The 25598-nt window shown below is 74.4% G+C and carries 18 protein-coding genes; 10 read left to right on the top strand and 8 right to left on the bottom strand.

Annotation, left to right across the window (positions count from 1 at the left end; genetic code table 11):
* Window positions 1-55: 55 nt before the first annotated feature.
* On the bottom strand, window positions 56-2803 hold the full coding sequence (locus AB0C84_RS04550) for an AAA family ATPase (RefSeq protein ID WP_361061080.1): 2748 nt from the start codon (window positions 2801-2803) through the stop codon (window positions 56-58).
* A 318-nt stretch (window positions 2804-3121) separates the two neighbouring features.
* Here AB0C84_RS04550 and AB0C84_RS04545 point away from each other — a divergent pair, with 318 nt between their 5' ends.
* Window positions 3122-4624, top strand: coding sequence for a N,N-dimethylformamidase beta subunit family domain-containing protein (locus AB0C84_RS04545; RefSeq protein WP_361061078.1), 1503 nt, complete (start codon window positions 3122-3124; stop codon window positions 4622-4624).
* A gap of 20 nt (window positions 4625-4644) precedes the next feature.
* Here AB0C84_RS04545 and AB0C84_RS04540 read toward each other — a convergent pair whose 3' ends face one another.
* From AB0C84_RS04540 to AB0C84_RS04525, 4 genes are all read right to left on the bottom strand, one after another.
* Window positions 4645-5409, bottom strand: coding sequence for an SDR family oxidoreductase (locus AB0C84_RS04540; RefSeq protein ID WP_361061076.1), 765 nt, complete (start codon window positions 5407-5409; stop codon window positions 4645-4647).
* A gap of 87 nt (window positions 5410-5496) precedes the next feature.
* Window positions 5497-6099, bottom strand: a complete 603-nt coding sequence (locus AB0C84_RS04535; RefSeq protein ID WP_361061074.1) for a TetR/AcrR family transcriptional regulator — start codon at window positions 6097-6099, stop codon at window positions 5497-5499.
* 170 nt (window positions 6100-6269) lie between these two features.
* Window positions 6270-8159: a hypothetical protein gene (locus AB0C84_RS04530; RefSeq protein WP_361061072.1), complete on the bottom strand. Its 1890-nt coding sequence runs from the start codon at window positions 8157-8159 to the stop codon at window positions 6270-6272.
* Window positions 8160-8474: 315 nt separating this feature from the next.
* Window positions 8475-9104, bottom strand: a complete 630-nt coding sequence (locus AB0C84_RS04525) for a hypothetical protein (protein ID WP_361061070.1) — start codon at window positions 9102-9104, stop codon at window positions 8475-8477.
* A gap of 439 nt (window positions 9105-9543) precedes the next feature.
* Between AB0C84_RS04525 and AB0C84_RS04520 the strand changes: the two genes are divergently transcribed.
* The 6 genes from AB0C84_RS04520 to cydC all read left to right on the top strand — a co-directional run bounded on the left by AB0C84_RS04520 (window position 9544) and on the right by cydC (window position 17967).
* Window positions 9544-10716 carry a helix-turn-helix domain-containing protein gene (locus tag AB0C84_RS04520; protein WP_361061068.1) on the top strand — a complete coding sequence of 391 codons (1173 nt, stop codon included), beginning with the start codon at window positions 9544-9546 and terminating at the stop codon, window positions 10714-10716.
* A 33-nt stretch (window positions 10717-10749) separates the two neighbouring features.
* Entirely contained in the window at window positions 10750-11979 is a 1230-nt protein-coding gene (locus AB0C84_RS04515) for a helix-turn-helix domain-containing protein (RefSeq protein WP_361061066.1), read from the top strand.
* A gap of 116 nt (window positions 11980-12095) precedes the next feature.
* The gene (locus AB0C84_RS04510) at window positions 12096-13514 is read left to right on the top strand and encodes a cytochrome ubiquinol oxidase subunit I (protein WP_361061064.1); all 1419 of its coding nucleotides are present in this window, start codon (window positions 12096-12098) and stop codon (window positions 13512-13514) included.
* Window positions 13515-13537: 23 nt separating this feature from the next.
* Complete coding sequence (cydB, locus tag AB0C84_RS04505; protein WP_361061062.1) at window positions 13538-14644, top strand: cytochrome d ubiquinol oxidase subunit II; 1107 nt, start codon at window positions 13538-13540, stop codon at window positions 14642-14644.
* Between the two features lie 7 nt (window positions 14645-14651).
* Window positions 14652-16265 carry a thiol reductant ABC exporter subunit CydD gene (cydD, locus tag AB0C84_RS04500; RefSeq protein ID WP_361061060.1) on the top strand — a complete coding sequence of 538 codons (1614 nt, stop codon included), beginning with the start codon at window positions 14652-14654 and terminating at the stop codon, window positions 16263-16265.
* A 22-nt stretch (window positions 16266-16287) separates the two neighbouring features.
* Complete coding sequence (gene cydC / locus AB0C84_RS04495) at window positions 16288-17967, top strand: thiol reductant ABC exporter subunit CydC (RefSeq protein WP_361061058.1); 1680 nt, start codon at window positions 16288-16290, stop codon at window positions 17965-17967.
* 4 nt (window positions 17968-17971) lie between these two features.
* On the opposite strand, the gene AB0C84_RS04490 is transcribed toward cydC, so the two are convergent.
* Complete coding sequence (locus tag AB0C84_RS04490; RefSeq protein WP_361061056.1) at window positions 17972-19477, bottom strand: cryptochrome/photolyase family protein; 1506 nt, start codon at window positions 19475-19477, stop codon at window positions 17972-17974.
* Window positions 19478-19644: 167 nt separating this feature from the next.
* Between AB0C84_RS04490 and AB0C84_RS04485 the strand changes: the two genes are divergently transcribed.
* The 3 genes from AB0C84_RS04485 to AB0C84_RS04475 all read left to right on the top strand — a co-directional run bounded on the left by AB0C84_RS04485 (window position 19645) and on the right by AB0C84_RS04475 (window position 23180).
* A complete protein-coding gene (locus tag AB0C84_RS04485; RefSeq protein WP_361061054.1) occupies window positions 19645-20760 on the top strand; it encodes a Vms1/Ankzf1 family peptidyl-tRNA hydrolase in 1116 nt (371 codons plus the stop codon).
* A gap of 73 nt (window positions 20761-20833) precedes the next feature.
* Window positions 20834-22552 (top strand): DNA polymerase/3'-5' exonuclease PolX, encoded by a 1719-nt coding sequence (gene polX / locus AB0C84_RS04480; RefSeq protein ID WP_361061052.1) that lies wholly within the window; start codon window positions 20834-20836, stop codon window positions 22550-22552.
* A gap of 127 nt (window positions 22553-22679) precedes the next feature.
* Entirely contained in the window at window positions 22680-23180 is a 501-nt protein-coding gene (locus AB0C84_RS04475) for a DUF2267 domain-containing protein (protein ID WP_258943907.1), read from the top strand.
* Window positions 23181-23213: 33 nt separating this feature from the next.
* Here AB0C84_RS04475 and AB0C84_RS04470 read toward each other — a convergent pair whose 3' ends face one another.
* Together AB0C84_RS04470 and AB0C84_RS04465 are read right to left on the bottom strand one after the other, a co-directional pair.
* On the bottom strand, window positions 23214-24686 hold the full coding sequence (locus tag AB0C84_RS04470; protein WP_361061049.1) for a phosphoribosyltransferase: 1473 nt from the start codon (window positions 24684-24686) through the stop codon (window positions 23214-23216).
* A gap of 2 nt (window positions 24687-24688) precedes the next feature.
* Window positions 24689-25570: a universal stress protein gene (locus AB0C84_RS04465; protein ID WP_361061047.1), complete on the bottom strand. Its 882-nt coding sequence runs from the start codon at window positions 25568-25570 to the stop codon at window positions 24689-24691.
* Between the last annotated feature and the right edge of the window lie 28 nt (window positions 25571-25598).

The following is a 25598-nucleotide window of genomic DNA, read 5'->3' as shown; positions in this document are numbered from 1 at the left end:
GGGGATGCGGCCACATCCGTCATTTGACGGTGGGACCCGATTCAGTCGTTGCGGATCAGGTGTCCCGGGCCCTGGCCAGGGCGTCGCGCAGGGCGCCCCGTGAGGTGATACCCAGTTTCGGGAAGACGCGGTAGAGGTGGGAGCTGACGGTGCGCGGGGACAGGTGCGTCCGCTCCCCGATCTCCTTGTTCGTCAGTCCGGTGGCGGCGAGCTCGGCGATGCGGCGTTCCTGCCAGGTCAGGGCCGTCAGGGACGGGAGCGAGGCGCGGGCGGGCGCCCCGCACGCCCGGAGTTCGGCGCGGGCGCGCCCGGCCCAGCCCGAGGCTCCGAGCCGTTCGAAGGACTCGGCGGCACCGGTGAGGACGGGCCATGCCGCCTTCGGCCCCTGGGTGTGCCTCAACCGGACGCCGTGGGCGAGGCGGACGCGGGCCAGCTCGAACGGGAAACCCGAGGCCTCGGGGTGGGACTCGGCCCGCGCGTACATGTCGTCCGCCTCCTTCTCGCCGGACGCGGTCATCGCCAGCGCCCCGTACGTCACCAGCGCGAGGCGCGGGGAGATGTCGGGCAGGCGCGCGTCGCGTGCGGCCACGGCGTGCAGGCGCGCCTGCTCCAGGCGGCCGGTCTGCACCGCCGCCTCCACGAGGTCGAGCAGCGTCCGGGACGCCTGATGCGCGCAGTCCTCGAACGAGCCCGGCGCGGTGATGCCGATGGCGTGCAGGTAGGCGCCTTCGTAGTCCCCCTCGCTGAGGGCCGCGGCGGTGCCGACGGCATCGGCGATCTGGGTCAGGAACCCCACTCCGCGCGGACGGGCCCAGGCGTCCACGATGGCCTGCGCCTCCCGGGCACCGTCCAGGTCGCCGCGCATCGCGGCGAGGAGGCCGAGGTGGGCGCGGCTCTGGTGGGCGAGCAGCGCGTATCCGTGGGACGTGGTGAGCTCCAGCGCGCGGCGGCCGGTCCGCTCGGCGTCGTCCCACTCGCCGGCCGCCATCTGGTCGAGCATGAGCAGTTGCAGCACGGTCATGCCGTTGGCCACGGCACCGGTCTTCACCTCCTGGTCGGCTGCTCGCCGCAGGTAGGGACGGAACCGGCTCAACGCGTCGACCTGGGAGGCGGCGATGGCCAGGCGCGAGACGTCCCACGGCTCCAGGCCGGACGGGTCCGCGAAGGCGCGCTCGACGCGTTCGCGCAGGCCGGCGCCGTGACGGACGACGTCGCTCCAGGCGTCGTGGTAGATCGCGGCCCTCGGGTCGACGCGGTCCGCGAGGGAGCGCAGGAGTCGCCTCGTGCGTGTCCACGTGGCGCCGTCACCGGCGTACTGGCCGATGGCCAGCAGAAGGATCATGAGCCGGTCGAGCGCTTCTCCGGACTCCCCCGCGTCCCGTCCCGCGAGTCTCTCGATCGCGGCGGCGACCCGGAGGTGCGAGGAACGGACGTCCCCGTCCTCGTGGAGAGCGACGTATCCGGCGGTGACGGCCGTGGACGGCGGCTCGGACCCGTCCGGCGGCGGGACGGAGCGGACGATCGCCTGGGCCCGGTCCAGGAGCGCGGAGTGCCCGGCGATGAAGGCCGCGTCGCCGAGCCTTCTGGACCGCGCGGCGGGGTCCTCGCTCACCTCGGCGGCGCGAATCAGCCAGGTCACGGCCGCCGTCGCGTGCCCGCGCCGGGTCGCCGAGTCCGCGGCGGCCTCCAGCGCGGCGGCCGTCTCCTCGTCGGGGTCGACCGCCGACGCCGCGAGGTGGTGCGCGCGGCGTTCGACGTCGCCTCGGTGCAGGGCCGCGAGTTCCGCGTGCGCCGCTCGCCGCAGGCCGGGCGTCGCGGACTGGACGACGGCGGAGCGGATCAGCGGGTGGCGGAAGACGACGGCGCCGCCGGCGGGATCGACGTCGAGGAGACCGGACGCGGCCGCCCGGTCCACGTGGCGCATGCGGTACCGCGCGCCGTGGGCGCGGTTCGCGGCGATGCCCGCTCCGACGCCGTCCAGAGCGCCTTTCAGAAGTTCCGCACGCTCGGACGGGTCGAGACGCTCGATCCGCGTGCCGTAGAGGTGCTGGAGCCGACGCGAAAGGGGGATGTCGAGGAGTTCTCCGGCCGCGTCCCCGGCGCGCTCGTCGTCCAGGTGGGGCGGCAGTTCGAGGAGGGCCAGCGGGTTGCCCTGGGCGTGCTCCAGGACGACGCGGCGGGCGTGCGCATCGAGGTCGGGGTAGCGCAGGTCCAGGAGTCGCCCGGCGGCCTCGTCCGGGAGGGCCGCCACCGCCGTTTCGGGGAGCGCGGCCGTGTCGAACCTCGAAGGGCTGTCGGCCCGTACGGCGATCAGCATCTTGACCGGGACGCCCGCGAGACGGCGCCCGACGAAACCGCACACGTCGGCGCTGGCGGCGTCCAGCCACTGGCCGTCGTCGATCAGCAGCAGCGGCGGATTCCTCGCGGCCGCCAGGGACAGCAGGTCGAGGACGGCGATGCCGAGCGACATGACCGACGGCGCCTTCCCCTCGCGCCGCCCGAAGACGACGTCGAAGACGGCGCGGTACCCGTCGTCCAGCCCGGGCAGGTGGGTCAGCAGCGGGTGGACGAGCTGGTGCAGGCCGGCGAAGGGCAGTTCCGCCTCCGCCTCGACCCCGGCGGCGCGGATCACCTCGTACCGGTGCGACGCCGCGACGCTCGCCGCGTGGTCGAGCAGGGCGCTCTTGCCGACCCCGGCCTCTCCCCGCAGGACGAGCGCCCGCCCGGTGTCCGCCGCGACGAACGCGGACAGCAGCTCCCGCTCGCCGTCCCGGCCCACCATCGTCAAGCCCTGCGCTTCCACCGCTCCCCACTCCTCTCACCGCCGCACGAGCCGGCCACGCGCGTGGGGGTCAGGAACACGAGGGTAGAACGGGCGACCTGCGCCGACGATCGGCGGGTCGTCGCGGGCAGGGGGCCGAGCGCGCCGACATAATGGCATGAACTCTCCCGAACCAGATGCGGTCCGTTGAGCTCGGTCCGGACCGGTGGTTATGCGGTCGCGGGGCGGGAAGACGATCTCCGGTACGTGGCGGTGGACGGGTTGCCCACAGGGATTCAGGGTGAGGGCGGGTCCGCCGTGGAAAAGGGGAGTCCCTCAAGCGAGGGTGTGTTCGCGCGCGTGCTCCGGGTTCCGGTCGCGCTGGCGTTGGTCTCGGCGCTCGTCCTGGCCGGCGCGTGCTCGACGTCGCGCCGCCCGTCCGGCGGCGAGCGGCCGGCCAACGCGGGCGCGGCGGTCGCGGAGACGCCCGAGAACGCCAAGCCGGGCACGGCGGACTGGCAGGTCCGCCGCAAGGGCGCCGAGCACGAGATCGAGGGGTACGCCGACCGCGTGAGCGTGCTACCGGGCCAGTCGTTCCGGCTGTTCGTCTCGACCACGACGTCCGGGTTCAGCGCCGAGGCGTTCCGGATGGGCTGGTACGGAGGCGCGAACGCGCGGCGCGTGTGGCGGTCGGGCCAGGTCGCCGGCGTCCGGCAGGCGGCGGCCCTGATCGACCGGAAGACCCGCACCGTGTCGGCGCCGTGGCGGCCGTCGCTGACCGTCGCCACGGCGGGCTGGCCGGCGGGCAGCTACCTGGTCAGGCTGACCGCCGTGTCGGGCGCGCAGCGGTGCGTGCCGGTGACCGTCCGCTCGCCGGACACCGCCGGGCGGGTCGTGGTGCTGAACGCGACCACCACCTGGCAGGCGTACAACATGTGGGGCGGCCACGACCTGTACGAGGGGCCGTCCGGCTACGACGACCGGTCCTACGCGGTCAGCTTCGACCGTCCGTACGACAAGACGGGCGCGGGCAAGTTCCTGACCTACGAGCAGCCCGCGATCGCCCTGGCCGAGAAGGCGGGCGTGCCGCTGGCGTACGCGACCGACAACGACCTGCACAGCGACCCCGCTCTGCTGAGCAAGGCGCGCGGGCTGCTCACCCTGGGGCACGACGAGTACTGGTCGTCGGCCATGCGGCAGCGCGCGACGCAGGCCCGCGACCACGGCGTCAACATCGCCTTCCTCGGCGCCAACGCGGTGAACCGGCACATCCGGTTCGAGACCACGCCGCTGGGCACCGACCGGCTGGTGGTCTGCTACAAGGACTCCTCCGCCGATCCCGTCGCCCGGACGGATCCGGCCGAGTCGACGCAGGACTGGCGGCTGCCGCCGAAGCCGCGGCCGGAGAGCGACATCATCGGCATCCAGTACATGTGCTTTCCGGCGGAGGGCGCGTTCACCGTCTACCGGCCCGATTTCTGGCTGTTCCGCGGCACGGGCGTGCGCGCGGGGACCCGGTTCCCCGGGATGGTCGGCCCCGAGGCCGACGCGATCGCCCCCGGCGGCCCGACACCGCCGACGCTGGAGATCGTCGGACGCCCCCCGATCAGCTGCGGGACCGGCACCGCGGTCGCGCACGCGTCCTACTACACCACCCGCAGCGGGGCGGGGGTGTTCGCCACCGGCACCATGCGCTGGGTGTGCGCGATGCGGGGACGGGCCTGCGGCCATGGGGTCGACGAGGCGGGCCGAGCGTTCACCATGCGGGTGACCGACACGCTCGTCCGGGCGATGGCCGCGGGGCCGCTGGGCCGCAGCCACCCGTCCCGTCCCAACTCCAAGGAGCTCGCCATCGCGCCGTGAGGCACGCGCCGGGGCGCGGGTCAGGCGGCGATGACGGCCGTCGTGGTGCGGCCGCCGTCCACGTCCAGGGTGATGCCGTGGACGAAGGCGGCCTCCTCGGCGGCCAGGTAGACGGCGGCGTGCGCGATGGCCCCCGGCCTGCCCATGCCCCCGGCCGGGGTGCCGGCCATCATGGCCTCGCCCGGGTGCGGCTCTCCCGGCGCGGGTTCGAGGATCACACCGGGAGAGATCGCGTTCACGCGGACGCCGTGCGGGCCGAACTCCGCGGCCCACGCCCGCGTGAGCGTCTCCATCGCGCCCTTGGTGGAGCTGTAGAGCGCGCCCGCGGGGACGCCCAGGCGCGCGATCCACGACCCCAGGTTGATGATCGCGCCGCCGCCGGCCTCGGCCATGGCGGGGGCGACCGCCGCGGTCAGGAAGAACGGCGCCTTCACGTTGACCGCGTAGACCCGGTCGAAGGTCTTCTCGTCGGTGGCCGCCGTGGCGTCGGCGGGGTAGATGCCCGCGTTGTTGACCAGGACGTCGATGCCGCCGCCGAGCACCGACGCCGCGTCCCGCGCCAGGGCCCGGGAGGCCTCGGCGCTGCCGTCCAGGTCCGCCTGGACGAAGTCGGCGCGGCCGCCCTGCGCGCGGATGCCGTCCACGACCTCCCGGCCCCGCTCGGCGCTGCGGCCGGACACGACCACGTGCGCGCCCTCGGCGGCGAACGCCTCGGCGATCGCCCGCCCGATGTTGCTGGTCGATCCGGTCACCAGCGCCCGCCTGCCCTGCAGCCGTCCGCTCATCACGCGCTCCCCTCGGTACGTCCGGCGCCGCCCGAGCCCGAGCGGCACCGTCACTCTGCAAGGGAAAAAATGGACCCGCAAGTCCAATCAGCGGGGCGCGAGGCGGCGCAGGTCGTCGATCGCCTGGTCGAGCGCGGCCCGCAGGTGGCAGGACCGGCCGGTCGACTGGAGGATCGCCACGCCGCCCTGGATGCCCGCCAGCAGTGCGGCCGCCCGCTGGTCGGCGTCGACGCCCGCGGGCAGGTGCCCGGCCGCCTGCAGGGAGCGGATCCCGGCGGACAGGCTCGCCTGCCACTGGTCCATCAACTCGACCACGATGGCGCGCGCTCCGGGTGTGGCCCGGCCGACCTGGAGGAACAGCGAGCCGAGCGGGCACCGGTCGCCCTGCGTCTCGTAGCGATCGACCACCACGTCGCGCCACTGCCGCCAGGCCTCCCACGAGTCCAGGCGCCCCAGGTAGGGCTGCTGATCCTCCAGGACCTGGCCGGCCTCGTACCGGGCGACGGCGAGCAGCAGCTCGTCCTTGCCGGCGGGAAAGTAGTGGAACAGCTGGCTCTTGCTGGCCCGGGTGCGCGTCATGACGTCTTCGAGGGTCGCGAAGGCCACTCCCCTGTCCCGCACCACCTCGGCTGCGCCCTCGATGATCCGGTTCCGGGTCGCCGCACCCTTCGCCGTCAGCTTCTTCCCCACGCCCCCGCCTCCGCGATCTGGACCATTCGGTCCAACCTAGCGCGGCGGCGACCGGGGAGTTCCCCTCACTTCCCCGGGGGAAGCGGTTCATCCGTCCACAGGGTGTGGACGGCGCGAAGGCGCCTCCGAAGGACGGGCCTTCGGGGGCGCCTCCGCTCGCGGTGTCGTTCCTAGCGGCGGGCCTTGACCTTGTAGGTGGCCTTCTTCGGGGCCCGAGCCGGGGCCTTGGCCGTCTTGCGCGGGGTCTTGGCGGACTTGAGGATCTGCTTGAGCTTGGCGGCGACCGGTCCGGACGCCAGGCTCTGCGGGATGTTGCTCGCGTTGGTCCCGTTGCCCAGGTTGAGGACGCCGGTCAGCTTCATGGAGTTCTGCGACGCGGGCGACGGCAGGCCCATGAGCTGGTTGATGACGCCGTCGAGCATGCCGAACGGACCGCAGCCCTTCGCGGCGGGGACCTCGATCGGCGCCTCCAGGGAGACCGCGGCGGGGACGAAGCCGAGGTGCGGGTCGCCGTTCGGGGAGCCGGCCAGGAAGGTGGTCGGCAGGCTCGCGGTGATCGGGCCGATGACGCAGGTCGTGCCGAGCAGCTGGTTGTTGAGGTGCACGTTGAGCGGCACCCGGACGCCGAGCCCGGTGTCGGTGAGGTAGGCGTGCACCTTGCCGGCCAGCGTCTGGCTGATCGTGAGGCGGTTGACGTCCCACATCGCGGCGGGCGACTTGCCGAGGATCGGGCCGATCAGCGGCAGCTGCCCGATGAGCCCGCCCGGCACCTCCACCTGCCGGGAGATGAGCTGGTCGCCGACCACGGGCGGGTCGAGCACGAAGTCGCCGGTCTCGTCGGGCGCGCCGAGGGAGCCGGTGATGCGGATGGCGCCGCTCGGCAGGCTCTGCCGGAAGGTGCCGATCTTGACGTCGCCGCCGGTGGTGACCTGCGTCTGGCAGAGGGACTCCACCGCGCACTGGTTCTGGAACCGCGCGCCCGGCGTGGGGCTGGACCCCGGGGACGAGGCCGGCACCGCCGGGTGGGACGAGCCGGACGGCGGGGCCGCCGGGTCAAAGTGCCCGATCAGGCCGCGGCCGGGCTCGGTGAACCACAGGTGGCCGCCGGGGCCGTTGACGATGCGGGTCGGCGCCGAGAGCGTCGCCGGCAGCGGGTACTCGGCGATCTCGCCGGTGGCGGGGTCGAGGCTGCCGATGTTGCTGGCGGCGGCCTCGGTGAACCACAGCTTGCCGTCCAGCGCGACGATGCCGGTCGGGTCGGAGTCGGGGCGCGGCGTCGCGTACTCGGCGACCTCGCCGGTGGCCGGGTCGAGGCTGCCGATCCGGCCGACGCCGGGCTGGGTGAACCAGACCTTGCCGTCCGGGCCGGACACGATCTCGCCCATGCCCGGGTAGCCCTGGAAGGTGAAGGGCGTGTCGTAGGAGGTGACCTGGCCGGTGGCGGGGTCGAGCCGGCCGATCCGGCCGCTGGTGTCGGTGAACCACACCGCCTGGTCCGGGCCCACGGTGACCGCGTACGGGCTCAGTCCCGTCGCGTACGCCGTGACGTTCCCGGACGGGTCGACCCGCCCGATCGAGCCGGAGTACCCGCCGGTGATCCATACCGAGCCGTCCGGGCCGGGCGCGATGCCGTTGACCTGCGCGTTGGCGAAGTTGACATCGCCCGTCGTCGGCAGCTCGAACAGCGTCGCGGCGCCGCTCGCCGGGTTCACCCGCCCCACCCGCGGGACGCTGTAGGAGATGTCGGTGAACCAGAGCGCGCCGTCGCTCGCGGCCGTCATCGCGTCCGGGACGCCGACCTGGTGCTGCGAGTTCTCACTGATCTCGAATTCGGTGACCTTGCCGTCGGCGCCGACGCGGCCGATGCCGCCGGCGTTGGCGGCGTACCAGAGGGTGCCCGACGGTCCGGCGGCGAGACCGACCGGCGCGACGTCGGGCACCGGCAGCGCCACCTCGGTCACCTGGCCGTCGGCCGATGCCGGCGGCACCGCCGCGAGCGGGCTCAGACCCAGCACCGCGGCGAGGGCGAGTGATCCGGCCCGTGTACGTCGATGGCGCATGCCATCGCCTCCCATGGTTCCTCATCCCCGAAAGCCGACAGGAGCAACGGTGATCGCGAAGGACCACGGGGGCCAATAGAAACGCTGGAGTGTCCAGAGTCAAGCAAGATCGCCGGAACGGGCCGCTAGCGGCCAACCGGTACACCGGGACGTTCCGGAACACATCGCCGGGCGCGGGCCACGGGCCTGCTCGGCGGGCGCCGTCCGGACAGGCGGCGAGCCGGAAACGCGTCGGCGTTTCCGGCTCGCCGAAGCGGTGCGGAGGCGGCGTGCGGGGGGCGCCGCCTCCGCGGTGGCGTGCGCGGGATCAGGGGGTCACGGCGAGGTGGTGTTGATCTGCGGGAAGGTTCCGCCGCTGTTCTTGACGATGTAGGCGCCGGTCAGCGAGGCGGAGTGGCCGTTGCCCGCGATGCCCAGGCAGCCGGCGGTGACGTTGCTGATCACCAGGCCGCTGCCGCCCGCCGTCAGCTTGCCGGTGGCGTTGGTGTACGAGCCGGAGGCGGTGCCGGCGATGTCCATCTGGCAGACGCCGAAGGCGGCCGAGGCGTGCGCGGAGATGCCGCTGATGCTGCCCGCGGTGACGCCGCCCGACGTGGCGCCCGTGACGTTCACCTTCCAGGGGAGGGCGTTCGTCGTCACGGTGAAGGTGAACCCACCGCCCTTGCAGCCGGTGAACGAGATGGCGCCGATCGTGCCGACCTGGAGCGGCGAGGCGCCGCTCTTGACCCCGTTCGGGATGCTGCCCGTGCCGGTGGACGCGGTGCAGGTCACCGCGACGCCGGTGGTGGTGTCGGTGATGACGAGGTTGCCGGAGTTGGTGGCGGTCACCGAGCCGCCGTTCGTCACGGTCGCGGTGAGGTTGGCCGCGTAGGCGGCGGGGCTGAGGAACAGCGCGAGCGCGGACGCGCTCGTGGCGGCGAGGGCCGCGGAGGTGATCTTGCGCACGGGGAATGACCTTTCCTGGGGGTGGGACCGGGTGCCTGGGGACGGGCACGGGCCTTCCTGCGTGGGTGGGTGTGAGCTCACCATTCACCTACTAGCCGGTACGGTAAGCGGAGATTTTCACGGCGGACAAGGTTCGGACGCGGGGCCGACGCCGATTCCGGCAAGGTCTGTCAACGGATGAGTAAAACGCTTCGCGAAGTTTGTACGCCGATGAGGAGGCACCGGGACCGTTGAAGCGGTCAGACCGGAATGCGTAATGGAGGCTCGCCGATACCGGCAGCGCCGTTGACTCTCCGCGATGAAAGCCTGTCAGCGACCCTATTCCTTTTTCCCGCCGTGGTTCGGGCCCTTTTCCGACTAGGAGCCCCTGGGTATTTTGAACGGCATGTCGCTTCCGGTGGGTCAGCCCGCTCCGGCGTTCCGGCGGGAGGGTGCGATCGTGCGACCCGAGCCGGCGCCTCCCGAACTCGTGGAGGTCCTGCGGTCCGCGCTCCCCGGACTGGCCGAGGAGATCTACACGGCCGTCCGCGCCACCGTCCCCGACTACGCCGTCGCCGACGGCGGCCCGCCCACCCCGGAACGGGTCCTGCGGGAGGCCATGCGCAGCTACATGGCGCGCTTCGCCGACCCGGCCGAACCGCTGGACGGGCTGCTGGAACTGCTGCACTCGTTCGGCCGCAAGGAGGTCACGGGCAACCGGAGCCTGGAGTCGCTGCACGCCGCGATCCACATCGCCTTCGACACCTCCTGGCACCGGATCACCGAGGTGTGCGTCCGCAACAAGGTGTCGGGCGCCGACCTGGCCCGCGTCGCGGAATTCCAAATGGCCTTCATGGACCAGATAATCGACCCGATCGTCGAGGCCTATCTGGACCAGGGACTGAAGGCGCCGGTCGATCTCGTCCATTCGCGCAGGCTGCTGATGCGGGGCCTTTCCACGCGTCCGGTCGCCTCCCGCGAGGTGATCGAGCATCTCGCGGCCGGGCTCGGATGGAACGTGCCGGAGACCGCGACGCCGGTCGTGGTCCGCCGCGGCACGCGCTGGCGGCCCGCCGCCGCGCGCCGCGACGTCCTGCCGGCCCTCGGCGGGGCCGCGCCCTGGCTGCTCGTGCCCGGCGCGGTGGACGAGGCCCGGCGCGCGCTGCTCGGCGCGGCGCTCGACCGCGGGCCCGTCGTGGTCGGCCTGACCGTGCCGCTCGGCGAGATCCCCGACGCGCTGCGCTGGGCGCGCGGCGTGCTCGCCCTCGCCGAGGACGGCGTGATCGGCGCCGCGCCGCTGATCCGCGCCGAGGACCATCTCCTGGACCTGTGGCTGACCTGCGACCCGCCCCTCGTGGAGGAGATCGCGCGGCGCCGGCTCGGCGGCCTGGCCGGCCTGCCCGAGGGCAAGCGGCGCGCGCTCACCGAGACGCTGCGGGTCTGGCTGGAGCAGTGGAGCACGGCGGCGGACGTCGGAAGCCGGCTGCACCTGCACCCCCAGACCGTCCGGTACCGGCTGCGGCAGATCAGGAAGGAGATCGGCGACCGGCTGGACGACCCCGAGACGCGCTTCGTCCTGGAGGCCGTCCTGAAGGCCCGCCGGCGGGCGGCGCCGGGACGGCCCGCCTCCTGAGACCCCCGCCACCCACCCCACGGAGCGTGTGCGATGCCGAGGCCACTGCCGCCGCCGGAGTCCGCCGAGCTGCGCGAGCTCGTCGCGGCGCTGTCGCCGGACGTCCGGACGTCCGTCGTCCCGGGCCTCGTCGACGAGATCGTGGAGAGGATCCGCGCCGCGATCCCCGCCTACGCGCGGCCTCCCGGAAGCGCTTACAACCGCGTCATCCGCACCGCGGTCGAACGCAACGTGCTCGGCTTCCTGGACTGGCTGGCCGACCCGGCCGGGCCGCTCGACCGCCGCGACGAGCTGTGCCGCAAGATGGGCGCGTTCGAGGTGATGGAGGGGCGCCCGCTCACGGTGATCCAGTCGGCCTACCGCGCCGCGACGCAGGTGGCGTGGTCCCGGATCCGGGCGATGCTGGACGACCGGGTCGCGTCCGTCCTGGCGGTCTCCGCGCTGGCCGAGGCCGTCATCGCCTACATGGACGACGCGGCGGCCCTGTCCCGGGAGGGCTACGAGCGGGCCAAGGCGGAGGCGTGCGGCGAACGCGCCGACGCCCGGTTGGCCCTTCTGCGCGCGCTCGTCGGCCCCCCGTCGCCGATCGGGCCCGACCCGGCCGCCGACTGGCCGCTCCCGGACGAGGTCACGCTCGTCGCGCTGCCTCCGGGGACGCTGCCCGTCTGCCCCCTGCTGGACGCCGACGTCCTGCTCGACCCGGAGGACCCGGCGCCCTGCCTCCTCGTCCCCGGCCCGCTCACCGGCGACCGGCGGGCGATGCTCGAAGCGGCCCTGGCCGGGGAGCGCGCCGCGGTGGGCCTGACCGTCCCGCCGGCCCGCGCCGCCGACTCGCTCCGCTGGGCCAGGCGGCTGCTCGATCTCAGCGACGTCCTGCACGACGGCACGCTCACCCTGTGCGAGGACCACCTGATGAGCCTGTGGCTGCTGGCCGACGGCGCGCTGATGGACCAGATCGCGCGCCGCGGGCTGGCGCCCCTCGCCCCGCTCAGCGAGCGGCGCCGGCTGCCGCTCGTCGACACGCTCGCCGTCTGGCTGCGCACCCGCGCGCCCGCCACGCGGATCGGCGAGGAACTCGGCGTGCACGTGCAGACCGTCCGGTACCGGATGCGCGTCCTCGAACACCTCCTCGGCGACGAGCTCGCCGACCCCGGCACCCGGTTCGCCGTCGAGGCCGCGCTGCGCGCCCGCCGGCTCCGTGCCCGCCCGGCACCGGAACCCGGCGCGCCGCCCGCGAAGCCCTCCGCGCGGCCCGCGACTTGATCAACGATTGACCGCGGGCTGTCTTTCGTCAGCCGGACGGCCGGGAACCTGCCCGGTGGCGGCGGCTCGCGACGGTGCCCTGCCGCCGAGACCTCCGACGACGGGAAGGGAGCGCGGTGGGGACGACGGCGGTCCTGGACCGATGGCAGTTCGCGGTCACCATCGTGTACCACTTCCTGTTCGTGCCGCTCACCATCGGCCTGGCCTGGTTCGTCGCCGGGATGCAGACCGCCTGGCACCGCACCGGCAAGGAGCACTACCTGCGGATGACGCGGTTCTTCGGGAAGCTCTTCCTGATCAACTTCGCGCTGGGGGTCGTCACCGGGATCGTGCAGGAGTTCCAGTTCGGCATGAACTGGTCGGTCTACTCCAGGTTCGTCGGATCGGTGTTCGGGGCGCCGCTCGCGATCGAGGGCCTGGTGGCGTTCTTCCTGGAGTCCACCTTCATCGGGCTGTGGCTGTTCGGCTGGGACCGGCTGCCCCCGCGCGCGCACCTCGCGATGATCTGGCTCGTGGTGGCGGGCACCTCGTCGTCCGCCTACTTCATCCTGGCGGCGAACAGCTGGATGCAGCATCCGGTCGGCTACGCGATGAAGGGCGGGCGCGCCGAGATGACGTCGCTCGGCGACGTCCTGCTCCAGCCCCTGCAGATCACCCACTTCTTCCACACGATCGCCGCCTCGCTGGTGACGGCCGGGCTCCTGGTCGTCGCCGTGGCCGCCTACCGGCTCCGCAGGGCCCGGCGGGAGGGCACCGGACCGGACGATCCGGACGTGACGCTGTTCCGCGCCGCCGCGCACGGGGCGCTCTGGGTGACGGCGGTCGCGTCGGTGGTGGTGATCGGAGTGGGGCACTTCCAGGCGCAGCTCCTGGTCAGGTACCAGCCGATGAAGATGGCCGCGGCCGAGGCGCTCTACGAGACGCAGGCGCCCGCGCCGCTGTCCCTGCTGGCCATCGGCCCCTGGGAGAAGCACCCGGAACGCAACAACGTCGACATCGCCATCCCGCACGGGCTGTCGGTGCTGTCCACGAACAACTGGAACGGGGAGATCCGCGGGATCAACGACATCCAGCGCGAGTACGAGGGGCGGTACGGCCCCGGCGACTACACGCCGATCATCGGCAGCGTCTACTGGTCGTGGCGCTTGATGATCACCGTCGGGTTCCTCGTGCTGCTGTACAGCGCCGCGTGGCTGTGGATCATCCACCGGCGCGGCTGGGCGTCGTCCCGCCGGTTCGCGTGGACGGCCTACGCGTTCCTCGCGCTGCCGTTCCTCGCCAACACGGCCGGCTGGCTGGTCACCGAGATGGGACGCCAGCCGTGGATCGTGCACGGGCTGCTGAGGACGAACGACGCGATCTCCCCGACCGTCGGGACCGGCCACGTGATCACCACGCTGGCCGGCTTCGCGGCCGTCTACGGGGTACTCGCCGCGATCATGGGCTGGCTGATGGTCCGGGCCGTCCGCGCCGGCCCGGAACGCCCCGCCCCCGAGGTGACCCGCGAGGACGCGCTGCCGCCCATGCTCCACTGACCTGCCATCGGAGGCGCACCGCCATGGAGACCGCAGGGCACTTCGACCTCCAGACGCTGTGGTTCGCGCTGATCGCGATCCTCTGGACGGGGTTCTTCCTGCTGGACGGCTTCGACTTCGGCGTCGGGATGCTCTACCCGTTCCTCGGCCGCGACGACCCGGAGCGGCACGCGCTGCTCGCCACGATCCTGCCCGTGTGGGACAGCTACGAGGTCTGGATCATCGTGGCGGGCGGCGCGACCTTCGCCGCGTTCCCCGGCTGGTACGCGAGCATGTTCTCCGGCTTCTACCTGGTGTTCTTCGGGATCCTGCTGGCGCTCATCGTGCGCGGCGTCGCCATCGAGTACCGCAACAAGCACGACTCCCCGTCCTGGCGCCGCCGCTGGGACGTCGCGATGCCGATCTCCAGCGCGGCCATCCCGTTCCTGCTCGGCGTCGTGTTCGCCGCGATCACGCGCGGGGTGCCGCTGGACCCGCGCGGCGACGTCACCGGCGGGCAGGGGGTGCTGTTCAGCGGCTACTCGGTGCTGGCCGGGTTCACGCTCGTGGCGGCGTTCGCGCTGCACGGCGCGCTGTTCCTCGCCGTCCGCACCCGGGACGGCCTGGAGGAGCGGGCGCGCGGCTTCGCGCTGGCGCTCTACCCCGTCGCGGCGGTGCTGCTGATCGTGTTCACGGTGTGGACGGCCGTGCAGGCGTCGTCGTCGGCGCCCTATCCCACACCGGTGTACGTGCTGCTGGGGCTGAGCCTGCCGGCGGCCGCCGCGTCCGGGCCGCTGGCCCTGCTGAAGCGTCCGCTGGCCGCGTTCGCCGGGACGTCCGCCGCGACCGTGCTGCTGGTCGCCGCGCTGTTCGCCCGGCTGTACCCGCGGGTCATGGTGTCGTCCACGGCCGGGTCGCCCAGCCTGACGGTCTACGGCACCGCGTCCAACCACTACTCGCTGGTGGCGATGACGATCATCGCCGCCGTGTTCGTGCCCGTGGTGCTCGTCTACCAGGTCTGGGCGTTGTGGGTGTTCCGGGCGCGGCTCTCGCGGGAGGACTTCGCGCGCCCGCCGACCCCGCTGCACATGATCACGGCGAAGCGGCCCGGGTCGTCCTCGGGGGGCGCGTCCGCCGGGGACGGGGAGTAGGCCGCCGATGCGGGCGCTCGATCCCTGGCTGCCCCGGGACGTCCCCGGCGTCCGCCGGTTCCTGGCGGCGGCGGGAGCGGCCGCCGCGTGCTCGGCGGCGCTCACAGTCGCGCAGGCCGTGCTGTTCTCCCACATCGTCGCCGCGGGCTTCCTCGGGGGCCGCGACGTGCGGGACGTCGTGCCCGCGCTGCTCGGCTTCGCGGGGGTGGGCGCGGCGCGCGCCGCGCTCGGCTGGACGTCGGAGACCGGCGCCCGCACGGCCGCGTCCCGGATGGTCGCCGAGCTGCGCGGGCGGGTGCTGCGCCGGATCGTGCGGGCGCGCCCGGGGAGCGCGCCGACCGGCGAGGCGGTGACCGTCACCACCGACGGCGTCGAGGCGCTGGAGACCTACGTCGCCCGGTTCCTGCCGCAGCTGGCGACCGCCGCGCTCGCACCGCCCGCGATCCTCGCGTGGGTCGCCTTCCGGGACGTCCCGTCGGCGCTGGTCATGGCCGGGACGCTGCCGCTCGTCCCGGTGTTCGGGGCGCTGATCGGCCAGGCGACCAGCGCGCGGACCCGGGAGCGGTGGAGGGCCCTCGCCGTGATGAGCGGGCATTTCCTGGACGTGGTGACCGGGCTGACGACCCTGCGCGCCCATCGCCGGGGCCGCGCCCAGGCGGCCGCCATCGCCGCGACCGGCGACCGCTACCGGCGGGAGACGATGCGCGTCCTGCGCACGGCCTTCCTGTCGGCGTTCGTTCTTGAGCTGGCCGCCACCCTCGGCACGGCGCTGGTCGCGGTGGGCATCGGGCTGCGGCTGACGACCGGCGGCATCGGCCTGGAGGCGGGCCTCGCGGTCCTCGTCCTCGCGCCGGAGCTGTACGGGCCGCTGCGCGGGCTCGCGGCCGAGTTCCACGCGGGCGCCGACGGGCTGACCGCGTCGCGAAGGCTGTCCGCGCTGCTCGCGCTGCCTCCGGCCGTGCCGGCCCCGTTGCGCCCGCGTCCGGCCGCGTTCGGGACCGTCCGGCTGGAGCACGTCACCGCCGCCTACGACGGCCCGCCCGTGCTGACCGTGACGTCGCTGGAGATCCGCCCCGGGGAGCTCACCGCGCTCGTCGGGGACAGCGGCGCGGGCAAGAGCACCCTGCTGGCGCTGCTCATGCGCTTCGCCGAGCCGTCGTCCGGGCTCATCACCGTGGACGGCGCGGACCTCGCCGCGTTCGACCCGGACGAGTGGCGGCGCCTGGTCGCCTGGCTGCCGCAGCGCCCGCGGCTGCGTCCCGGCCCCGTGCTGGAGGCGATCGCCCCGGCCGAGCCCGGCGGGCTGAGCCCGGCCGCCGCGGCCGAGCTCGCCTGCGCCGGTTCGCTGGTGCACCGCACGGTGGGCGAGGCGGGCGACGGGCTCTCCGCCGGGGAGGTGAGGCGCGTCGCCCTGGCGCGGGCCCTCGCCCGCCCCGCCCCGCTCCTCCTGCTGGACGAGCCCACCGCCCACCTCGACGAGACCACCGCCCAGCGGGTGACCGACGCCCTGCTGACCCTCGGCGACCGGACGCTCGTCGTCGCCACGCACGACCCGCGCCTCGCCGCGAGCGCGGACCAGGTGATCGATCTGACCGGCTCCCGCGCGGGGGCCCTCACATGATCGACCGGACGGGAGCGTGCGCGTGAGCGGGGGGTCGCTGGCGGAGCTGGTCAGGGCCGCGCGGCCCGTCGCGCACCGGTTCGCCGGGGCCGCGCTCTGCGGCGCGCTCGCCTTCGGGTCGGGTGTCGCGCTGATAGGGACGTCCGGCTACCTCATCTCGCGCGCCGCGCTCCGGCCGCAGGTCGTCGCGCTGGCCTTGGCGATCACGGCGGTGCGGGCGTTCAGCCTGTCGCGGGCCGCGTTCCGCTACGCCGAGCGGCTGATCTCCCACGACGTGAGCCTGCGGCTGCTGTGGGAGCTGCGGGTGCGGTGGTTCCGGCGGCTGGAGCCGCTCGTCCCGGCCGGGCTGCCGGGTGCCCGGTCGGGGGACCTGCTCAGCGGGTTCGTCGCCGACGTCGAAGCCGTCCAGCACCTGTACCTGCGCGGGTTCGGCCCGCCGCTCGTCGCGCTGACCGTGGGCGCCGGGACGGCCGCCGCCACCGCGTGGATGCTGCCCGCCGCCGGACTCTGGCTGGCGCTGGGGCTGCTGCCGGCCGTGCTCGGCCTGCCCGCCGCCGCCGTCGCGCTCACGCGCGGCTCCGCGTCCTGGCGGACCGAGGCCCGCGCGGTGCGCGACGCCGAGACCGTGGAGTTGCTGCACGGCGCGCCCGATCATGTCGCGTTCGGGGAGGTGGACGGGCAGCTCCGCCGGATCGGCGCCGCCGACGCCGCGCTCGCCCGGATCGCGCGCCGCGACGCCCGCACCGCCGGGTTCACCTCGGCCTCGGTCACCCTGCTCACCGCCGCCACGACGCTCGCCGTCCTGGTCGCGGGGCTGGACGCGGTCCGCCGGGGCGCGCTGTCCGGCGTCCTGCTCGCCGCCCTCGCGCTGGCTGCCACGGCGGCGTTCGAGGCCGTCCGGCCGCTGCCGGACGCGGCGCGCGACCTGCTCACCGCCCGCGGCGCCGCCGCCCGCCTCAGCGCTTTGACCGCCCCTCCGGCGCCCGCCGCCGACCCGCCCCGCCCGCTGCCCGCGCCGCGCGGCGACCTGCTCCGGCTCCGCGGCGTGCGCGCCCGCTACGCCGCCGGCTCGCCCTGGGTGCTGGACGGCGTCGACCTCGATCTGCGTCCCGGCGAGCGGGTCGCGCTGCTCGGCCCGAGCGGCGCGGGCAAGAGCACCCTGGCGCACCTGCTCGTCCGGTTCCGTGACCCCGACGAGGGCGCCGTCATCCTCGACGGCCACGACCTGCGCGACTACGCGCAGGACGACGTCCGGAGCGCGATCTGCCTGGTCGACCAGCACGCCCATCTGTTCGGCGCCACGATCCGCGCCAACGTCGCCCTCGCCAGGCCGGACGCCGCCGAACCCGAGATCGTCGACGCGCTGCGCCGCGCCCGCGTCTGGGACTGGATCTCCGGCCTCCCCGGCGGGCTGGACACCCACGTGGGCGAGCACGGCGTCCGCGTGTCCGGCGGCCAGCGCCGGCGGATCGCGCTGGCCCGCGCCTTCCTGTCCGGCGCGCGGCTGCTGGTCCTGGACGAGCCCACCGCCCACCTCGACCCCGCGACCGGCCGCGACCTCCTCGCCGACGTCCTCGGTGACACGTCCGGGACGGGCGTCCTGCTCATCACCCACACACCGCCGCCGCCCGGAACCGCCGACCGGATCCTGCACCTGTGGGAGGGCCGCCTCCAAGAGCCCGGTGCCGGCGCCGGAACCTGACCGGTCAGGGCGCGGCGTCGGGGTCGCGGCTCCGGGCGTCGCCGAGCACCTCGTCCAGGTCGCTGAGGCGCTCCAGCTGCTTGACGGCACGGGCGGTGCGGTAGTTGTGGGAGAGCCGCTCGCGATGGCGGTGGACGAACTCCCAGTACCCGGCGGTGTAGGGGCAGGCCCGCTCCCCCGTGCGCACGGTGGGCCGGTAGGCGCAGGGGCCGCACAGGTCGCTCATGGTGTTGATGTAGGCGCCGCCCGAGGCGTACGGCTTGGTGGTGATGCGGCCGCCGTCGGCGTACTGCGACATGCCGATCACGTTGGTGAGCATCACCCAGTCGTATCCGTCCACGAAGCAGCGGTGGAACCAGTCGGTCACCGCCGCCGGGTCCCAGCCGCGCTGGAGGGCGTGGTTGCCCAGGATCATCAGCCGGGGGATGTGGTGCACCCAGCCCCGGTCGCGGACCTGCGCCAGGGTCGTCGACAGGCAGCGGGCCTGGACGGCGTCGGCGTCCAGGGACGCGAACCAGCCGGGCAGCGGCGCGTCGTGCCCCAGCGCGTTGGACTCGCGGTAGCGGGGGCCGAAGTGCCAGTAGAGGTGCCACATGTACTCGCGCCACCCGGCGACCTGCCGGATGTAGCCCTCGACGGAGTTCAGCGGCGCGTCGCCCGCCCGGTAGGCGTCCTCGGCGGCCTCGACGCACTCGGCCGGGTCGAGCAGACCGAGGTTGAGCGACGCCGACAGCAGGCTGTGGCTCATGGCCCAGTCCTCGGCCAGGATCGCGTCCTCCCACTGACCGAACGTGGGGAGGCGCTTCTCCACGAAGGCGCGGAGGGCGCGCCGGGCCTCGGCGCGCCCCGCCGGGAACAGCCTGGGACCGTCCCGGCCGACGAACGCGACGTCCCCGCTCCGCTCCCAGCGGTCCAGATCGGCCCTCACCTCCTCGTCGATCTCGTCTTCGCGCGGCCGGTAAGGGGCGGGCACCGGCAGCGTCGCCTCGCCCTTGGGCGGGGGCTCGCGGTTGTCCTTGTCGAGGTTCCACCGCCCGCCGGCGGGCTGGTCGCCGTCCATCAGCAGGTCGTGGTCCTGGCGCACCTGCCGGTAGAAGCTCTCCATCCGCAGTTGACCGCCGCCGGCGGAGTCCGCCCAGCGGGCGAACGCGTCCGGCTGGACGAGGAAGCCGCGCGGCGGCAGCACCTCCACCTGCCGGAGGCCCTGAACGAAGCGGAGGGCCGCGTGGGACGTGGGGTGGTGGACGGTCACGGGCGCGTCGCCGACGGCCTGCTCCAGGCCGTCGCGGTAGGTCTCGGCCCGGACGTAGCGGACGCGGTCGCCGAGTTCGGCCGCGCGGTGCCGCATCGCGGACAGCATCAGGTGGGCCTTGGCGCGGTGGAAGCGGCGCCGCCGGAACACCGCCCGCGACTCGATCATGACGATCTCGGCGTCCGGCCGCAGGAAGTGCGGGCCCAGCTGGTCCCCGAACAGCCAGTGGCGGCCGGCTTCTGAGCGGTCGTGAGCCACGCGGATCCTCCCCCTGGACACCTGGACTCCCGCTCAGTGTGGTGCACGGCCCGGCGCGGGCGAAGGCGGCGCGCGCCGCGGTCCGTTACGGGCGGACTCACGAAGGTCCGGCGACCTTCGGACCTTCGTCCCTAATCGGACGGCGGCCCGCTGTACAGGCTGTTGGCATGAGGCCGGACGAGATGATCGCCACCGAGACCCTGCGTCGGCTCTGTTCCGGAGGGCCGGTGACATCGGTCTACTTCAACCTGACCGCCCCTCCCGGGGAGGAGGACGCCGCGCTGCGCTGGGAACGGATGGGCAGGCGGCTCCGCGCGCAGGGAGCCGGCGGCGCCGTCGTGGACGCGCTGGACCGGCTGGTCGCGAGGGCGGAGCCGGGATCGGGGGCGCTGGCCGCGTTCGCGTTCGACGGCGACCCCGAGCCCACGGTGGTGGAGATGCCGGACGCCCGGCAGCCCGACCTCGCCGTCCACGGCCCCGTGCCGCGCCTCCTGCCGCTGCTGGCGTGGCTCCAGGAGCGCCCGCCGTACGTGCTCACCCTCGTCGACCGCAAGGGCGCCGACATCGAGGCGTGCCGCGGCGGGACGCGGACCGCGACCACGAGGACGATCGACGGCCCCGACGACGAGATCGTGCGCAACGCGCCGGGCGGCTGGTCCCAGTCGCGCCACCAGCACCGCGCCGAGGACTCCTGGGAGCACAACGCGACCCGGGTCGCGCACGCCCTGGCGGACGACCTCGCCGCGACCGGGGCGCACGTGCTGCTCCTCGGCGGCGACGTGCGCGCCATGCAGTACCTGACCAAGCACCTTCCCGACGGCGTCCGCCATGAGGTGACCGTCGGCCACGTCTCCGGAGGACGGAACCGGGACGGGGCGCGGCGGCGCCGCCAGACGCAGGTCCGGGAGCAGGTGAGCCGGTGGGCGGACGAGGAGACCCGCGGGCTGCTGGAGCGGCTGGACGAGGGGCGGGGCCCGTCCGGCCTGGCGGTGGAGGGCGCGGCCGCCACCCTGCGGGCGCTGGCCCGCGGCCAGGTCGACACGCTGCTGGTCGCCGACGACCCCGCCGACCGGAGGACGGCCTGGTTCGGCCCCGCGCCGACGCAGGTGTCCGACCGGCGGACGTCCCTCGCCGAGACGGGCGCGGACCCGGTGGAGCACGGGCGGCTGGTGGACGTCGCCGTCCGCGCCGCCGTGCTCACCGGAGCGGAGGTGCGCGTCCTGGAGCCCGGGGCTCCGGACCTTCCCGCGCAGGGCATCGGAGCCCTGTGCCGTTATGCCTGAAGCGCCGCCATGCCCGAAGCGCCGTCACGCCTGAAGCGCCGCGGCCCGGCGGGAATGTGAGGGGACGGGTGTCATGCGCGTCAACGACGAGGTGGGAGCCCTGCTGGACGAGTACGCCGACCTGCTGGCGATCACCGGCGGGGAGGCGTTCAAGGTGCGCGTCTACCAGAAGGCGGCCCGCTCGGTGGCGGGCGACCCCGCCGACCTCGCGGGCCTGGACGACGCGGGCCTGCGCGGCATCCCGAACGTGGGCAGGTCGATCGCGGCGAAGATCGAGGAGTACCTGACCACCGGGAGCATCCACGAGCTGGAGGAGCTGCGGGCGCGGATCCCGGTGGGCGTCCGGCAGCTGACGCTGATCCCGACGCTCGGCCCGAAGAAGGCGATGGTCCTCTACCACGAGCGCGGGATCGACTCGGTGGAGGCGCTGGCACGGGCCCTCGACACCGGGAGCCTGCACGGCCTGGCCGGGTTCGGCGCCAAGACCGAGGAGAACCTGCGGCACGGGATCGAGATCCTGCACAAGGCGGGGCGGCGCGTCCCGCTCGGGACGGCGATGGAGCTGGCCGAGACCATCGTGGCCGACCTGTCGGCGGTCGTCGGCTGTGAGAGCTGCGCGTTCGCCGGGTCCCTGCGGCGCATGAGGGACACAGTCGGGGACATCGACGTGCTGGCCACATCCGACCGGCCGGCGGCGCTGATGAAGTCCTTCGTGGAGCTGCCGCTGGTCGAGCAGGTCATCGCGGCCGGAGACACGAAGACCTCGATCCGCACCGGCTCCGGCCTCCAGGTGGACCTGCGGGTGGTGCCGCCCGAGGACTGGGGCGCCGCCCTGCAGTACTTCACCGGGTCCCGGGCGCACAACATCCGCACCCGGGAGATCGCCGTCCACGCCGGGCTCAAGCTGTCGGAGTACGGGCTGTTCGACGTCGAGACCGGGTCCAAGATCGTGTCAGCGGCGGAGGACGAGGTGTACGCCCGGCTCGGGCTGCCGTGGATCCCGCCGCCGCTGCGCGAGGACAGCGGGGAGATCGAGGCGGCGCTGCGCGGGGAACTGCCCGGCCTGGTCACCGAGGCCGACGTCCGGGGCGACCTGCACACCCACACCGACCTGTCGGACGGCCTGGCCAGCCTGCCCGACATGGTCGCCGCCGCCGCAGCGCGCGGGTACTCCTACTACGCCGTCACCGACCACGCGCCGGGCCTGGCCATGCAGCAGATGACCGACGAGAAGGCGCTGGCCCAGCGCGAGCAGGTCCGCGCGCTGGACGGCCGGTGCGGCGGCATGCGGGTGCTGCACGGCACCGAGCTCAACATCGACCCCGACGGCGGCGTGGACTGGCCGGGCGGCTTCCTGGCCGGGTTCGACGTGTGCGTCGCCTCGGTCCACTCCCACTTCGACCAGCCGAGCGAGCTGATGACCCGGCGGCTGGTGCGCGCCTGCGAGAACCCCTACGTCGACGTCCTCGGCCATCCCACCGCCCGGCAGATCGGCCGGCGCCCCCCGGTCGAGGCCGACTGGGACGAGGTGTTCGCCGCCTGCGCGCGCACCGGGACCGTCCTGGAGATCGACTCGTCCCCCGACCGGCTCGACCTGCCCGCCGAGCACATCCGCCGCGCCCGCCGCCACGGCGTCAGGTTCGCCGTCGACACCGACGCCCACGCCGTCCCGCACCTGGCGCACCTGCGCTACGGGATCGGCACCGCGCAGCGCGGCTGGCTCGCCCCGGGCGAGGTCGTCAACACCTGGCCCGCGGACGAGCTGATCGCCTTCCTGCGGGCGCACCGCTGACCCTCACAGCCGCCCGGACCTGCGGAAACGCTCCCGACCTGGGGACCTTCGTCCCTGCCGCCGCGCGCTCGGGCGGCGGCACGCTGGAATCGTCCGTGTTCGCCGAGACCGCTCTGGAGCCGTTGCGATGACATTCACAGGGATACATGGGCTGGATCGGAGCATCGACACCACCAACCGGTGGATCGCCGATGTGGCCGCGGCGTTCGGCACCGAGGACCGCCGGTTCGCCTACCGGGCGCTCCGGGCCTGGATGCACACGCTGCGCGACCGGCTGACCGTCGAGGCCGCCGCGAATCTGGCCGCGCAGCTGCCCGAACTGCTGCGCGGGGTGTACTACGACGGATGGAGCCCCGGTCACGTGCCCCGCAAGTACGACCTGCGCGAGGTCACCGTCCACTTCGCCGAGCAGGCGCGCATCGGACGCGACGACGTGCCCAAGACGGCGGCGATCGTCACCGGGGTCGTGTCCGCCAAGATGGCTCCCGGGGGTGTGGACCAGGCCCTGTGGAAGCTGCCCGAGGAGCTGCGCGGACTCTTCCGGCCGGCCGGCGGGCCGGAACCCGCCGCGGCACGTCCCGCGGCGCGTCCCGCCGCCGGCCCCGCGGCGCCCCGGGCCGTCATGTGAGCACGGGCCGTATGAGCTCACGGGCCGTGGCCGTCAGCGCAGGTGGGCGAGGAACCAGTCCCTGGCGTGGTCGGTCACGGCCTGCAGGGCGCCCGGCTCTTCGAACAGGTGGGTGGCGCCCGGCACGACGGTCAGCTGGGTCGGGCAGCGCATCCGCTCCTGTGCCAGCTGGTTGAGGCCCAGGACCTGCCGGTCCGCGCCTCCCACGATGAGCAGGGTGGGGGCACGGACGTCGCCGAGGCGGCGCTCGGCCAGGTCGGGACGCCCGCCGCGGGACACGACGGCGGCGATGTCGGCGCCGGGCTCGGCGGCGGCCCAGAGCGCCGCCGCCGCGCCGGTGCTCGCCCCGAAGTAGCCGATGCGCGCGCCGGCGGTCTCCGGCCGGTCGCGGAGCCACCCGGTGGCGGCGACGAGCCGCGCGGCGAGCATCCCGATGTCGAACACGTTGCCGCGGTCGAGTTCCTCCCCGGTGGTCAGCAGGTCGAACAGCAGCGTGCCGAGGCCCGCCCGGTTGAGCCCGGCGGCGACCAGCCGGTTGCGCGGGCTGTGCCGGCTGCTCCCGCTGCCGTGCGCGAACGCCACCACCCCGGTGGCCCGCGCGGGCACGGTGAGATGCCCGGTGAGCTCCACGAACCCGCCGTCGATCCACACCTCCTCGTCGACCGCCGGCGGGTCGTCCGCGGCCGGACCGGACGCCTCGGACGGGTTCGTGGCCCCCGCCGGATGAGCGCCCCCGCCCAGGTTGGCGATCTTGCCGGGATCGGCCGATCCGCCGGGGTTGGTGGCCCCGCCGGGATGGGCCGGGTCGGGTGGAGTGCCGGGGTCGGGCGGTGCGGGCGGGGCGGAATCGTGCCGGGCGCTCGCCGGCGGCGTCGCGGCGCGTTCCAGAAGCTCGACGACCTCGCCGTCGGACGTCTGGCCGAACTCGCGGTACCACTGCCCGACGGCGAAGAAGAGCTCCGGTTCCATCAGGCACACCACGTCGTCGGCGATGCGGCGCAGGCCGGCGATGGTGTCGGGCGAGCCGACGGGGACCGCCAGGACGACGCGCCGGGCGCCCTGGGCGCGGGCGACCTCGCAGGCGGCCCGCGCGGTGGCGCCGGTGGCGACGCCGTCGTCCACGATGACGGCCGTGCGGCCGCTCACCTCGACACGGGGACGGCCGCGGCGGAAGCGCTCGACGCGGACGTCGAGTTCGGCCTGCTCGCGCCGTTGCGCGTCGACCACGTCGGCCTCGCCGACGCCGGTGTGCCGGATGATCTCATCGTTGACGATCAGCACGCCGCCCTCGCCGATGGCGCCCATGGCCAGCTCGGGCTGGAACGGCACGCCCAGCTTGCGGACCACGATCACGTCCAGCGGGGCGCGCAGCTCCCGGGCGACCTCGAACGCGACGGGCACCCCGCCGCGCGGCAGGCCCAGCACGACGGCGTCCTGGCCGCGCAGGCCGTCCAGCCGCTCGGCCAGCCGCCGTCCGGCGTCGGCGCGGTCGTCGAAGTCCAGCATCGTCACCTCCCGGGTTCGGACGCGGGCACCACCGCCACCGGGCAGCGGGCCTCGTGCAAGGCGACCTGGGGCACCGGCCCCAGGAGCATCTGGGGCAGCGACCCGATCCCCCGGACGCCGACGACCAGCAGGGCGGCGCCGTGGGAGGCGCTCACCAGGGCCCGCCGCGGCGCGTCCAGGATGAACTTGGTCTCGATCAGCACCTCGGGCCGCTCGGTCCGCCACGGCGCGACGGCCCGTTCGAAGCGCGCGATCGCCTCGTGCCTGACGGCCTGCGTGTCGATGAAGGGGACCCGGTCCGGTCCGGGCAGCGCGGCCGGATCCCACCAGCCGCACACCGCCGTCACCGGGTCGTGGTGCAGCGCGGCCTCCTCGACGGCGAAGCCGAGGGCCGCGTCGCCCGCTGGCGAGCCGTCCACGCCGACCACGATCCGCCCGCCGTCCAGCCGCGTGGGCGACCGCACGACGACGACCGGGCAGGAGGCGTGGGACGCGACCTGGACCGCGGTGGAGCCCACCGGGAGCCCCTCGAACCCGCCGTGGCCGCGCGAGCCGAGCACGACCATGACGGCGCCGCGGGACGCCTTCAGGAACGCGGCCGCCGCCGACCCCTGCTCCAGGCACCACCGGACCTCCAGGTCGCCGGCGAAGGCGCGGGCCTTGCGGACGCCCTCGTCGGCCACGATCGCGCCCTCGCTCCGCAGGATCTCCAGGGTGTCCTTGTCCGGCGGACGCATCGGATAGGGCCAGTGCCACACGTGGCAGACGGTGAGGGCCAGGCCGCGGAGCCGCGCCTCCGCCGCCCCCCACTGGAGCGCCTGCTCGGCGGCGGGGGACCCGTCGTAGCCGACAAAGACGGAGCGCATCTCGTTCTGATCGCCCATCGGCCGCCTCCCTCCTCTACCGCGAGGG

It is taken from the genome of Actinomadura sp. NPDC048955 (assembly GCF_040649435.1).
In the GTDB taxonomy this organism is placed as follows: Bacteria; Actinomycetota; Actinomycetes; order Streptosporangiales; family Streptosporangiaceae; genus Spirillospora; species Spirillospora luteofluorescens.
This window is presented reverse-complemented; position numbering and strand designations above follow the sequence as displayed.